General features: G+C 62.2%; 12 protein-coding genes. All 12 read right to left on the bottom strand.

Annotation, left to right across the window (positions count from 1 at the left end; all coding sequences use genetic code 11):
- Nucleotides 1-171: 171 nt before the first annotated feature.
- A complete protein-coding gene (locus ACQZAB_RS01690; protein ID WP_428386518.1) occupies nt 172-1,014 on the bottom strand; it encodes a FliA/WhiG family RNA polymerase sigma factor in 843 nt (280 codons plus the stop codon).
- Nucleotides 1,015-1,482: 468 nt separating this feature from the next.
- The gene (locus ACQZAB_RS01695) at nt 1,483-2,352 is read right to left on the bottom strand and encodes a MinD/ParA family protein (protein WP_428386520.1); all 870 of its coding nucleotides are present in this window, start codon (nt 2,350-2,352) and stop codon (nt 1,483-1,485) included.
- Between the two features lie 9 nt (nt 2,353-2,361).
- Nucleotides 2,362-3,672 carry a flagellar biosynthesis protein FlhF gene (gene flhF, locus ACQZAB_RS01700; RefSeq protein WP_428386521.1) on the bottom strand — a complete coding sequence of 437 codons (1,311 nt, stop codon included), beginning with the start codon at nt 3,670-3,672 and terminating at the stop codon, nt 2,362-2,364.
- Complete coding sequence (gene flhA, locus ACQZAB_RS01705) at nt 3,669-5,894, bottom strand: flagellar biosynthesis protein FlhA (protein ID WP_428386523.1); 2,226 nt, start codon at nt 5,892-5,894, stop codon at nt 3,669-3,671. Before flhA ends, flhF begins: the two co-directional genes overlap by 4 nt.
- Before the next feature lie 304 nt (nt 5,895-6,198).
- Entirely contained in the window at nt 6,199-7,269 is a 1,071-nt protein-coding gene (gene flhB / locus ACQZAB_RS01710; RefSeq protein ID WP_428386525.1) for a flagellar biosynthesis protein FlhB, read from the bottom strand.
- Between the two features lie 21 nt (nt 7,270-7,290).
- Nucleotides 7,291-8,118 (bottom strand): flagellar biosynthetic protein FliR, encoded by an 828-nt coding sequence (locus tag ACQZAB_RS01715; RefSeq protein WP_428386527.1) that lies wholly within the window; start codon nt 8,116-8,118, stop codon nt 7,291-7,293.
- Between the two features lie 23 nt (nt 8,119-8,141).
- Nucleotides 8,142-8,399: a flagellar biosynthesis protein FliQ gene (fliQ, locus tag ACQZAB_RS01720; protein ID WP_428386528.1), complete on the bottom strand. Its 258-nt coding sequence runs from the start codon at nt 8,397-8,399 to the stop codon at nt 8,142-8,144.
- Between the two features lie 14 nt (nt 8,400-8,413).
- A complete protein-coding gene (gene fliP, locus ACQZAB_RS01725; protein WP_428386530.1) occupies nt 8,414-9,277 on the bottom strand; it encodes a flagellar type III secretion system pore protein FliP in 864 nt (287 codons plus the stop codon).
- Nucleotides 9,274-10,122, bottom strand: a complete 849-nt coding sequence (locus tag ACQZAB_RS01730; protein WP_428386531.1) for a FliO/MopB family protein — start codon at nt 10,120-10,122, stop codon at nt 9,274-9,276. Before ACQZAB_RS01730 ends, fliP begins: the two co-directional genes overlap by 4 nt.
- A gap of 102 nt (nt 10,123-10,224) precedes the next feature.
- Nucleotides 10,225-10,680: a flagellar motor switch protein FliN gene (fliN, locus tag ACQZAB_RS01735; RefSeq protein WP_428386533.1), complete on the bottom strand. Its 456-nt coding sequence runs from the start codon at nt 10,678-10,680 to the stop codon at nt 10,225-10,227.
- A 38-nt stretch (nt 10,681-10,718) separates the two neighbouring features.
- Nucleotides 10,719-11,240 carry a hypothetical protein gene (locus ACQZAB_RS01740; protein ID WP_428386535.1) on the bottom strand — a complete coding sequence of 174 codons (522 nt, stop codon included), beginning with the start codon at nt 11,238-11,240 and terminating at the stop codon, nt 10,719-10,721.
- Nucleotides 11,241-11,271: 31 nt separating this feature from the next.
- The gene (locus tag ACQZAB_RS01745; protein ID WP_428386537.1) at nt 11,272-12,024 is read right to left on the bottom strand and encodes an OmpA/MotB family protein; all 753 of its coding nucleotides are present in this window, start codon (nt 12,022-12,024) and stop codon (nt 11,272-11,274) included.
- Nucleotides 12,025-12,054: the final 30 nt, after the last annotated feature.

Genomic DNA, 12,054 nt, shown 5'->3' on the forward strand with positions numbered 1-12,054 from the left:
TGTCGGAGGTGTAAGTCTGGCAGGGACTTAAATCGGATGGCGTGGGGTGGAATGATTCGGTTGGGGCATAAAAAAGGCCGGGCGGGACAACGCTTGCGCGTCGGCATCCGCCCGGCTGCGGGGGGGGCTGACTTGTGTGCTAGCAGTATAGCACAACTTGAGGGGTTTGGGTCAAGTGGCCTCGGCCTGGAGTTCGCCGGAGCGGTGCTGGAGCTGTGCCTTGAGTCGGGCGAGGATGGAGGAGTGCATCTGGGAGACGCGGGATTCGGAGAGATCGAGGGTCATGCCGATTTCCTTCATGGTCATCTCTTCGTAGTAGTAGAGGATGATGATGAGGCGTTCGGCGCGGGAGAGACCTTTGGTGATGAGGTTCTTGAGGTCTCGTTTCTGGACCATCTGGAAGGGGTTGACCTGGCGGCCGTCTTCGAGGACGTCGATCTCGCGGACGTCTTTGTTGGAGTCGGTCTCGAAGTATTTGCGTGAGAGGGAGACGACGGAGGTGGCACCGGCGTCGCGTTCGATTTTGTCGTATTCCTCCTCGTTGACGCCCAGGCGTTCGCGGATTTCTGACCGGGTGGCGGGTCGGCCGAATTCCTTCTGGATCTGGTTGGTGACTTTCTGGACCTGGCTGGTTCGTGAGCGGACGAGTCTGGGGACCCAGTCCATGGAGCGTAGTTCGTCGAGGATGGCGCCGCGGATGCGGGTGGCACAGTAGGTCTCGAACTTGACGCCCCGGTTGAGGTCGAAGAGGTCGATGGCGTCCATGAGTCCGAAAACACCGACGGACATGAGGTCTTCGATATCGACTTCGTCGGGGAGTTTGGCGTGGATGCGTTCGGCGTTGTACTTGACGAGGTGGAGATAGGCTTCGATGAGCTGGTTGCGGAGGTCTTCGTTGGGCTCGGACTTGTATTCGAGCCAGACTTCTCGGATCTGCTCGTCGTGGGCTGCCCTTGCCGAAGCAGTTGCCTTCTTTTTCACTGCTGTTTTCGAGGCGTTTTTCGTTGCTGGCATCGGTCTGCTCCTTGACCTGTTTCGCCCCATCCCATTCCGTTGGGGGGAGGAGGGCTACTGCTGCTTATGCGGCCGGTGATGTGTTAGATGTGACTTCTTCACTGGCGTCCTGGGAATTGATATCGACATCGTCGGGGATAGGAAACGTGGATTCGTGCTGTGTGAGATATTCCCGGACCCCGACCATAGAGATGGCCCCACAGATACGCCCGACGACCCAGCAGGCCATCATGACGAGGAGTGATCGGATGATGATGGAGGCGTGATCGTTTCCGGCAAGTAGCCCAACTAGGGCGGTTGCGGAAAACCCTATTAAGCCGAAACAAGCTGCCATGATTCGGGCTGGCATTGGCCTTCGTCCTTGAAAAATCAGCCTTCATCCATGAGGGCTATGCCAAGAATACCAACTTAGGCCGTTTGGGCAAGCTGAAATAAACGTTCAAATCGACTATTTCGCTTGTTGTTCGTTTAAGTGCTAGCCCACCAGCGCGAAAACCGGCTGAAGAAGCCCTGTTCGGGGAGGGTTGCGCCGAAGCGATCGAGGCGATGGGCCAGTTGATCCACACAGATCGAGGGTCCGCTCTGGGGTCGTTCGAGCGTGAAGGGGGTGCGGCGCATGACTGAGAGGGCGACTTTGGGGTCGTAGAGGAGGTGTCCTGCGAAACTGGGGGCGACGCCGACGAACTTGCGTGAGACTTCGCTGATGCGGCCGTAGACCTTTTCGGCTTCGGCCTGCGAGCGGACCATGTTGACGACGAGTCGGAGGGCGGGGTCGTGGCTTTCGCGGTGGAGTGTTTTGACGAGGGCGTAGGCGTCGGTGATGGCGGTGGGTTCGGGGGTGGTGACGACGAGGACCTGGTCGGAGGCGATGGCGAAGCTGAGGACGTTGGGGCTGACGCCGGCACCGAGATCGATGAGGAGGAGATCGGCCTCGGACTCGATGGCCTGGAGTTGGGCGATCATGCGTTGTCGCTGGGCTTCGCCGAGGTTGGCCATGGAAGCGAGTCCGGAGGCTCCGGGGATGAGCTGGAAACCGCCTGGGGCTTCGACGAGGACATCGGCGAGTTCGCAGCGTCCGGCGACGACGTGGGCGAGGGTGGGGCCCGGGGGGACCTGGCAGAGGACATCGGCGTTGGCGGTGCCGAGGTCGGCGTCGAGGAGGACGACGCGTCGGCCGAGTCTTGAGAGGGCGACGGCGAGGTTGACGGAGAGGGTGGTTTTACCGACGCCGCCTTTGCCTGAGGCGATCGCGATGGCCCGGGTTAGCCCTGGCTGGGGCGTTGGTTCGCCTGCAAGGCTCACCATCTGCCTGAGTGCTTCGGCCTGGTCGGTCAGCATCCTGGTGGTTTATCCCTCTGGGTTAAGCATGAGGTCGGCCAGGCGTTCGGCTGATCCGTGCTCAATATCGTGTGGGACTTCCTGTCCCGTCGTGATGTAGCTCAGACGTTTTTGGGTGATCGTCAGAACATTCATCAGTGAGCCGAAGCATATCGCTTCGTCGATCTTTGTAAAGATGAGATGTGTGGGATTTAACGGGGAAAAGCGTTCATGGGTGTCGAGCATGGAGCGTTCGGTGGCGGTGGAAGCGAGAACGAGGTGGATTTCGTGGGGATTGGCGTGTTGGATGAACTGTTTGAGTTCGCTGATGCGTTGGGCGTCCTTGGGTGACCGTCCGGCGGTGTCGATGAGGATGGTGTCGGCGTCTTTGTGTTTGGCGATGGTTTCGGCCATCTGCTCGGGCCGCTGGATGACTTCGAGCTGGAGGTTGAGTATTTCGGCGTAGGTTCGGAGCTGGTCGACGGCGGCGATGCGGTAGGTGTCGATCGTGATGAGGACGACTTTGCGTTGTTTTTCGAGGGTGAGCTGGGTGGCGAGCTTGGCGAGGGTGGTGGTTTTCCCTACGCCCGTCGGGCCGATGAGGGCGATGATGTGGGTGCCGGTGGTTGTGGGCGCGGGTTCCGGGGCGACGGGCAGGAGGCTGGAGAGGGCCTTGCGGAGGCTGTGGGTGCAGGCGGTGTCGCAGTCGGGGTTGGTGGTGGCTTCGCGGGCCTGGGCGATGGCCTTGGCGGCGAGTTCTTCGGCGACTTCCTGCTGGATGAGTTGGAGGTAGCGTTCGGCGAGGCTGGTGGGGAGGTTGTCGGGGGTGGCCGGCGTTTGTCTGCTGACGAGTTTGGCGAGGACGGCTTTGACCTCGCGCATCTCGCGGGAGAGGTGTGAGGGCTCGGGTGGGAGGGGGATGACCTGCGGCTGGGGTAGTGGCGCGGGGGGAGGCGGGGTGGATTTGGCGAGGTCGTCTTTGACGGCCTGGTAGGCGTGCTTGATGAGTTCGGCGGTGGAGCCGTTGGGCGGCCATTGTTCGTGGCTGGCGGCTACGGGCTGCGGGATTGTGGCTGGTTGTGGTTTGCGTGCGGGCGGTCTGGCTGGGCGGGCGGCTCTGGTGGGTTGCGGGCGTCGGGCTTTGTTTTGTTTGGCTCTGGCTCTGGCGACGTCGCGGCCGTCGGCGGCGGTGACCTCGACGAGGGTCCCGCCCAGCCAGCCGAGAATGCCTTTTCGTCGGGCGTGTCGGGTGTGGAGGACGACGGCATCGGGGCCGATCTCGGCGTGGACGAGCGCGAGAGCCTGTTTGAGTGTTGGAGCCTGGAGGGTTTTGAGTTTCATCCGGCGATGGGTTCTGGTTCGGGGTTGAGGTTATTGGTTTGTCGCTGCGCGGGCTCGGTGAGGCTGACGAGTCCGAGTGATTCGACCTCGACGCCTTTGGAGACCTCGTTGTAGCCGAGGATGGCTGCGTTGGGCACGTGAGGTTCGATGAGCTTGCGGACCTGTGCGCGGACCTGGGGCGAGGCGAGGACAACGGGCTGGCGGCCGAGCTGCACGAGGTTTTCGAGTTCAGTGACGATGGCGCCGGCGATGCGGTTGGCGACCGCCGGGGGCATGGCCATGGAGGTGCCTTCTGCGGAGCGTTCGATGAAGCCGTTGATCTGGTCTTCGAGGGCGGGGTCGAGTGAGATGCAGTAGAGCTTGGTGACGGTTTGGGGGGTGGCGTTGAAGTCGGCGTCGGCGGGGAGGGTTTCGAGTTCCTGGACGGCGTACTGGTGGCAGATGGTTCTGCGGAGGGCGTTGCGTGCGTATTCGGTGAGGACGTCGAGGTCTTTGGTGCGTGTGGCGAGGTCGCCAAGGGTTTCGGTGATGGTTTCGAGGTCGCGGACGGGCACGCGTTCGGCGAGGAGGTTCTGGAGGACCTTCTGGAGTTCGCCTGGCTTGACGAGGGGCTGTTCGCCGCCGAGGACTTCTTCGGTGAGTTTGGGGGCGCGTTCTTTGAGTTGGGCGATGAGGTTGTTGGTTTCTTCGCGGGTGAGTAGTTCGGCGGCGTGGTTCTTGATGAGTTCGGTGATGTGGGTGGCGAGCACGGAGGTGGCGTCGACAACGGTGTAGTTGAGGGCTTCGGCGCGTTGCTTGACGCCTGCGTCGACCCATTGTGCTTCGAGTCCGAAGGCGGGCTCGCGGGTGGGGGTGCCGGGGAGTTTTTCGGTGGCGAGACCGTTGTCCATGGCCATGAACTGTCCGGGGAAGACCTGTCCGTTGGCGATGGTGTTGCCGCGGATCTTGACGCGGTAGTCGTTGGGCTGGAGCTGCATGTTGTCGCGGATGCGGACGGGGGGCATAACGATGCCCATTTCGGTGGCGAGTTGTTTGCGGATGGCGGTGATGCGATCGAGGAGGTCCCCGCCTTGGGAGGCGTCGACGAGTCGGACGAGTCCATAGCCGACTTCGAGCTCGAGCATGTCGATCTGGATGGCCTGCTCGATGGCGGGGGTTTCGGTTTTGGTTTTGGGTTGTGCGGCCTGCTGCTCTGCTTGCTGCTGTACTTTTTTGTTGGTTCTGCCGACGAGGAAGGCGACGAGGGTGAAGGTGGCGGCGAGCGAGAGGAGCGGGAGCATGGGCAGGCCGGTGAGGGCCATGAGTGCGAGGAAGCCTGCGGTGATGGCGAGGGCGGGGACGCGGTTGGTGAGTTGCTGGCGGAGGTCGGTGCCGAGGTCTCTGCGTCCTGAGGATCGGGTGACGATGAGGCCGGCGGCGATGGCGATGACGAAGGCGGGAAGCTGGGAGACGATACCGTCGCCGATGGTGAGTCGGGTGTAGACGTCGATGGATTCGGCGATGGTCCAGCCTTTGATGGCGACGCCGATGGTGAACCCGCCGACGATGTTGATGACGGTGATGATGATGCCGGCGATGGCGTCGCCTCGGACGAACTTGGCGGCACCGTCCATGGCTCCGTAGAAGTCGGCTTCCTGAGCGATGTTTTCGCGACGGTCACGGGCCTGTTGCTCGGTGATGAGTCCGGCGTTGAGGTCGGCGTCGATGGCCATCTGCTTGCCGGGCATGGCGTCGAGGGTGAAGCGGGCGGCGACTTCGGAGATGCGTGTGGAGCCCTTGGTGATGACGACGAACTGCACGATGACGAGGATGACGAAGAGGATGGTGCCGACAACGGGTGAGGCGCCGGCGACGAATTCGGCGAAGGCCTCGATGACGCGGCCGGCGGCGCCGGTGGCTTCTTCGGCGGAGGTGGCGTCGCTGCCGAGGATCATCCGGGTGGTGCCGATGTTGAGGACGAGCCGGAGGAGCGTGGTGCCGAGAAGGAGTGAGGGGAAGACGGAGAAGTCGAGGGGTCGTTCGACGAAGATCGTCGTCATCAGGATGAGTGATGCGAGGGCGAGGTTGGCGGCGAGGAGGAGGTCCATGACCGCGGTGGGCAGCGGAACGACGATCACCGCGAGCATGGAGATGAAGGCGATGGGGACGATGAGTCCCTGGTAGGCCTGCAGCTTCTGGACCCATGCGGGTAGCGCGAGTTGTGCGGTTGGTGCGTTCGCCATCCTTGGCTCTTTGCGTGCGAGCGCCTCCTGCGCTCGGGTTATGAGACCTTACTGGGTCATCGGCGGATCGGGGTGGAAGGTTTGATTTTGCGCGGTTGAGGCGCAGCGATGTGCATAGGGTGTGCATAATTTGCGCGTTTGGGTGGGGTCTTTGTGTTGCAAGGTTTTTCCGGCTTCGGTCCTCCTTCGGCGGATAAACAGCGAAAGCGTGGCACCCGATCAGCGTCGAGTGCGTATGAGCCAAGCCGTGTCGACACGGCCCGGCTCACCAGGTGTTTTGGGGCTCTGTGGGTGGTCGGGTTACTTAGGCGGATTTGCGGTCGGCGAGTCGGTAGACGTAGGCGAGGATTTCGGCGACGGCGGCGTAGTGTTCGGCGGGGACTTCCTGGCCGGGATCGACGTCGCGGTAGAGGGCACGTGCGAGTTCTTTGCGTTCGACGATGGGGACGGCGTGGAGGGCGGCGAGTTGTCGGATGCGCATGGCGAGGTAGTCGGCGCCTTTGGCGAGGACCTTGGGGGCTTTCATGGTTTCGGGGTCGTATCGGAGGGCGACGGCGTAGTGGGTGGGGTTGGTGACGATGACGTCGGCGCCGGGGACGGCCTGGGAAACGCGTTGCATGGCGAGTTGGCGGGCGATGCGAGATCGGCGTTGTTTGGTGAGGGGGTCGCCGTCCATGTTGCGCATTTCTTCCTTGACTTCCTGCTTGGACATCTTGAGTTCTTCCTCGTTTTGCCACTTCTGGTAGCTGTAATCGAGGATGCCGAGAACGATGAGCATGATGGCGAGTTTGAGGGCGAGGAGGAAGACCATTTCGGAGGCGGCGAAGAAGGCCTGTGCGGTTTCGAGTTCGGCGAGGTGGCGGATTTTCTCGAGGTCGAGATAGACGAGGATCCCGCCGAGGCCGAGGAGTGCGACCACTTTGGCGAGGCTCTGGACGAGGCGCATCCAGGCGCGGAGGTTGACCATCTGCTGCGCGCCTTTGATGAGGTTGAACTTGCTGAACTTGGGCTGCATGGGTTTGAAGGTGAGGAGGAGTCCGACCTGGTAGAGGGTGGCGAGGAGTCCGATGAAGGCCATGAGAACCATGAAGGGGGCGATGAGCCAGAAGAGAACGTAGGAGGCGTCGTGGAGCATGGCCACGAGGTCGGTGGGTTGGGCGGGGTTGGGTGCGAAGGCGTTGCGGAGTCCGCGTTCGACGTTGATTTTGAGGGCGCCGAAGATCTGGAGCCCCATGAAGTAGAGGATGGTGACGCCGATGAGGAGTGCGATGGCGGCGGTGAGGTCGGCGCTTTTGGCGATGTTGCCGTCCTGGCGGGCTTTTTCGCGTTTTTTTGGCGTTGCCGGTTCGGTTTTTTCGGCGGCGCTCTCGGCCATGGGATCGAGTCCTGGGTTGTCTTAGGGCGTGATGACTTGGTCGGGCTGGAAGGCGATGAGGCTCATGATCATCTTGAGCATGTCTTTCATGGTGTCCTGGTAGACGGCGGCGATGGTGCTGGTGATAAGAACGATGAAGGCGAGGCCGACGACGATACGGAGGGCGAAGCCGATGCTGAGGATGTTCATCTGGGGGACGGTTCGGGCGACGAAGCCCATGGCGATGGTTTCGAGGAAGATGAGAGCGAGGAGGGGTGCGGCGACGCGAATGGTCATTTCGGTGATGAGGGTGACGCCTGCGACGGCGAGTTCGAAGATGGCCTGGAAGCCGGTGAAACCGCCGGGCGGGAAGTTATCGAAGCTTGCAATGAGGGTGGAGATGAGGATGAGGTGTCCGCCCATCAGCAGGAAGAGAGCGAGGGCGAGGACGAAGAGGAATTCGCCGAGGACGCCTGACTGTTCTCCGAGTTCGGGGTTAAGGACCTGTGCGAGGCCGAGGCCCATCTGCTGGTCCATGGTGTGTCCGGCCATCTGGACGCCTATGAGCGGGAGGCTGGCGCACCATCCGATGACGAAGCCGATGAGGAGTTCGACGGCCATGAGCGGGAGGAGTGTCCAGAGGATGAGGCCGTGCTCGAAGAGGGGCGCGAGGAAGCCGCTGGCGTCGCGGGTGGGCTCGAGGAGCATGGGGTAGATGGCGAGTGAGAGGCTGAAGGCGAAGAGCACGCGGATGAAGCGCGGGATGGCGTTGGAGCCGAACATGGGCGCGAAGAGGAAGAGCCCCGTCATGCGTGAGAGCACGAGGAGGAAGGCGGGTGTGTGGGGGAGCAGCCAGGAGAGGTCGACCATCTAGCGTTGGGGTTTCTGGTGTTTCAGCCCTGACCGGAGAACATGCGGGCGGAGAACTCCATGAGCTTGATGGCCATCCAGGGGACGGTGAAGATCGTGACGGCGCCCATGGCGAGGATTTTGGGGACGAAGGTGAGGGTTTGTTCCTGAATCTGTGTCATGGCCTGGAGGATGCTGATGGAGAGGCCGACGACGAGGGCGATGATCAGCACGGGTAGGCTGACGAGGAGGGTGAGCATGAGTGCTTCGCGGACGGTGTCGATGGCGAAGTCGGGTGTCATGGGTTATCTCCGGGTTAGAGGAAACCTGAGAGGTTGTAGCTGTTGAGCAGGCTGCCGGCGACGAGCATCCAGCCGTCGACCATGACGAACAGGAGCAGCTTGAACGGGAGTGAGATCAGGACGGGCGGGAGCATGAGCATGCCCATCGAGATGAGGACCGATGAAACGACCATGTCGATGATGAGGAACGGTAGGTAGAGGCGAAAGCCGATGAGGAAGGCGACCTTGAGTTCGGAGAGCATGAAGGCGGGGATGAGGGAGAGGGTGTCGACATCGGCGCGGGTGAGGGAGCTGGGGTCGGAGGTATCGACGCCTCGGTAGTTGAGGACCATGTAGACGTGGGACCAGTTGTCGGCGTGTTCGATCTGGTCGAACATGAACTGGCGGACGGGGGCTTTTCCGCGTTCCCAGGCCTGCCATTGGTCGATTTCGCCGAGCTGGTAGGGGACGACGGCGTCGGTCCAGATGCGTTCGAACACGGGGGCCATGATCATCAGGGTGAAGAAGAGGGCGAGCCCGGTGATGACCTGTGATGGCGGGAGTTGCTGGGTGCCGAGTGCCTGGCGGAGGAGGGCGAAGACGACGACGGCGCGCGTGAAGCTGGTGCACATGACCAGGAAGGAGGGCGCGAGTGAGATGAGGGTGAGGAGGAGGATGATGGAGAGGGAGGCGGAGAGGTCGCCTCGGGGTGCATCATCGGAGGGGTCGGAGGGGTTGAGAGGGATCGCGCGGCTGGCGTTGTCGAGGAGGGAGAGGGGGTTGAACTCCTCGATGCCGGGTGGTGTGTCTGATTGTTCCTGTGCAACGGCCGTGAGGGGTGTCAGGGCGAACAGGATCAGCAGGAGAGACAGGAGCCGTGGCCAGTGTTTTGTGTTCATCCGACCCACCCCCCTGCCCCCCCCGCTACGGCGGCGACTTTCGGCTTCGTTCTGTTGGCCTTCGTGGATGAAGCGAGTTGGCTGTTTGTGTTGGCGGCTGTGTTGCGGATGCGGCTGAGGAGTTGGGAGAGGTCTTCGCGGGCGCGGTCGACGGGTTCGGTGGTGGCCGTCAGGTCTTCGGGTTCGTTCTCGAGTTGGCGGAGGACGTCGCTGAAGCCGGAGGCGGCTGTGGTGGAAGTGCGGCCGAGGATGGCGGCGACTTCCTCGGGTTGGGTGATTTCGGAGAGACAGCTGAGGGCCTGTCCGGTGTCGGAGCAGACGAGGACGCGTTGGCCGACGCGTAGGAGGAGGATCTGGCTGCGGGGTGCGACGGTGGTTCTTGAGAGGACTTCGACGTCGGCGGTGGGTCGTGCGGTGACGGCCTGGTGGCCGGAGAGTTTCTGGTAGAGCCAGCGGGCGGCGAAGATGAGGGCGATGACAACGCCCAGGGCGGCGGCGGTTTCGAGGAGCCACCAGTAGGAGGTTTGGTCGGAGCTGGCGGGGAGGGTTTGGGTTTCGGCGTTGTTCTGGGGGGCGCCGAGTGGCTGGAGGTCGTCGCGGAGGGAGGCGGTGGGTGGGAGGAGGGTGCGTTCGTCGTCGATGGTTACTTGCGGGCTTTGGGCATTGGTGGTGTGTCGTGGCTCGGGCTCGGTCATGTCGAGCGCGAGGGCGGTGAGGCGGTCGGCGGAGGCGGTGTTGATGAGGAAGCAGGCGAGGAAGGCGAAGGCGTAGAGACAGGCACGGCCCTGTAGGGGTCTGGCACCCGGGGATAGCGTTTGGGTTTTGCGTGCGCGATGGTGGCGCATTTGGTGGTCCTCCGTGACCATTTTTGTCCGTCGGCTCCGCCGGCGGTTTGGCGTTTTGGTTGTCGGCACCCCGGGCTTGCGCCTGGGGCTCGTTGCGATTGATTAGGTGGTGGCGGTTTCGGGTTGTTCCTGTTGCTGGGCTTCGAGGGCGGCTTCCTGGGCTTCCTCGGCGAGGTTGGCGACGATTTCGCTGATGCGGATGCAGAAGTTGTCGTTGAGGACGAGAACTTCGCCTCGGGCGACGAGTCTGCCGTTGACGTAGACATCGACGGGGTCACCGGCGAGTTTGTCGAGTTCGACGACGGAGCCTTCGGCGAGTCGGAGGACGTCTTCGACGAGCATCTCCGTGCGTCCGAGTTCGATGGAGCACTCGAGGTCGACATCGCCGAGCATTTCTATGGCGTGGCCGGTGGCGGGGTCGATGGGTTCTTCGACGTAGGGTTGGCCTTCGGTATCGACGAGGTTTTTGAGTTCTTCGACGGAGGCCTGGGCGTCGGCGAGTGCGTCCTGCACGTCGTTGACGGGTGGGTCGTTCTGAGGCGGGTTTGTTTCAGCCATGGCGTCCTTGCCCTGGTTGGGTGTTTGGGATTGAGAGCTTAACCGTCGGAGCGGAATTGGGTGGCTTTGGGTATGAGGACCTGATCGATGTAGGACTTTCCGGTTTCCTCGTCGCGGCCGAACTGCTCGTCGAGGGCGGCGTGGATCTGTCGTCGGAGTGTGGAGAGGTCGGGTTCGAGGAGGAAGGAGGGTTCGGCTCGTCGGAAGATGGTGGCCATGGCGTTGCTGATCTGGGCTCGGAAGGTGTCGATGCGTTGCTCGACGATGGCCTGGTGACGGGCTTTGACGACGACGTAGACCTCGGTGTCGTAGAGGTAGGCGCGTCCGGTGCGTGTGTTCTGGAACTTTTCGGCGACGACGAGGACTTCGGCGGGCATCTCGGCGAGGGCGGCTTCATCGGCGGCGCGGATATCGGCTTCGACGGTTTCGGGTCCGCCAGCGAACATGAAGATGCCGACGATGACAACGGCCTCGATGATGACGACGGCGGCCACGGCGATGATGGTCTTCATCGGGAGCTTTTTTGGCTGCTCGGCTGCGTTGTCGTTTTCTTCGGGCATGTCTGGACCTGTTGAACGGTGTTTCCTCGGGTTACGGGCCTGCTACGGCCTCTGGCTGTAAGTAGTCATCGACAATTGAGGCGCTGACGATGACTTCGGCCCGTCGATTGGATTGCTGGGATTCGAGGGTGTAGGCGCGTTGGATGACGGGTTCGAGGTCGGCGACGCCTGTGAGGCGGAATCGGTCGGCTCGGAGGCCGACATCGGTGTCTGTGAGATAATCGAAGACGGACTTTGCTCTGGCGAAAGAGAGCTGCCAGAGGTCGGGGTAGTCGGAGTGGCCGGCCATGAGTTCGAGTTGGGCGGCGTGTCCGCGGATCATGATGATGTTGTTGAATCCGCGGACCTGTTCGATGACGGGCTGGAGTTGCTGTTTGGCCTGGTCGGTGAGTTCGGCGGAACCGGGTTCAAAGATGAGTCGTCCGCCGACGGCGTAGAGTTCGCCTTCGCGGATGGTTCTGACTTCGGGGTTTTTGCCTTCGATGGAGGGGTCTTCGATGTCGGCTTTGGACTGGACGGGGGTGGGGTTGAGTTCGACTTCTTCGAGTTTCTGGATGAGTGAGAGTTCGGGGTCGTCGTCGGTGGGCAGTTTTCCGCCGCCGCCTTTCATGCCGAAGGCTTTCTTGATTTCCTCGACGACGGCCTGGAACTCGTCTTCGCGTTTGATTTCGGAGAAGGAGACGATGAGGACGAAGAAGCAGAGGAGGAGGGTGACCATGTCGCCATAGGTCACCATCCATTCGGGTGCACCGGCGGGTCCCTTTTTTTGGCGCTTCTTGGGCATCTCGGTGGTCCGTGGGTGCGGGGTCGCGGT

It is taken from the genome of Mucisphaera sp. (assembly GCF_965279675.1).
Classification (GTDB): domain Bacteria; phylum Planctomycetota; class Phycisphaerae; order Phycisphaerales; family Phycisphaeraceae; genus Mucisphaera.

Coding starts and splice junctions, on each gene's coding strand:
- ACQZAB_RS01690 (WP_428386518.1), bottom strand. CDS start 1,014: ATGCCAGCAACGAAAAACGCCTCGAAAACAGCAGTGAAAAAGAAGGCA.
- ACQZAB_RS01695 (WP_428386520.1), bottom strand. CDS start 2,352: ATGCTGACCGACCAGGCCGAAGCACTCAGGCAGATGGTGAGCCTTGCA.
- flhF (WP_428386521.1), bottom strand. CDS start 3,672: ATGAAACTCAAAACCCTCCAGGCTCCAACACTCAAACAGGCTCTCGCG.
- flhA (WP_428386523.1), bottom strand. CDS start 5,894: ATGGCGAACGCACCAACCGCACAACTCGCGCTACCCGCATGGGTCCAG.
- flhB (WP_428386525.1), bottom strand. CDS start 7,269: ATGGCCGAGAGCGCCGCCGAAAAAACCGAACCGGCAACGCCAAAAAAA.
- ACQZAB_RS01715 (WP_428386527.1), bottom strand. CDS start 8,118: ATGGTCGACCTCTCCTGGCTGCTCCCCCACACACCCGCCTTCCTCCTC.
- fliQ (WP_428386528.1), bottom strand. CDS start 8,399: ATGACACCCGACTTCGCCATCGACACCGTCCGCGAAGCACTCATGCTC.
- fliP (WP_428386530.1), bottom strand. CDS start 9,277: ATGAACACAAAACACTGGCCACGGCTCCTGTCTCTCCTGCTGATCCTG.
- ACQZAB_RS01730 (WP_428386531.1), bottom strand. CDS start 10,122: ATGCGCCACCATCGCGCACGCAAAACCCAAACGCTATCCCCGGGTGCC.
- fliN (WP_428386533.1), bottom strand. CDS start 10,680: ATGGCTGAAACAAACCCGCCTCAGAACGACCCACCCGTCAACGACGTG.
- ACQZAB_RS01740 (WP_428386535.1), bottom strand. CDS start 11,240: ATGCCCGAAGAAAACGACAACGCAGCCGAGCAGCCAAAAAAGCTCCCG.
- ACQZAB_RS01745 (WP_428386537.1), bottom strand. CDS start 12,024: ATGCCCAAGAAGCGCCAAAAAAAGGGACCCGCCGGTGCACCCGAATGG.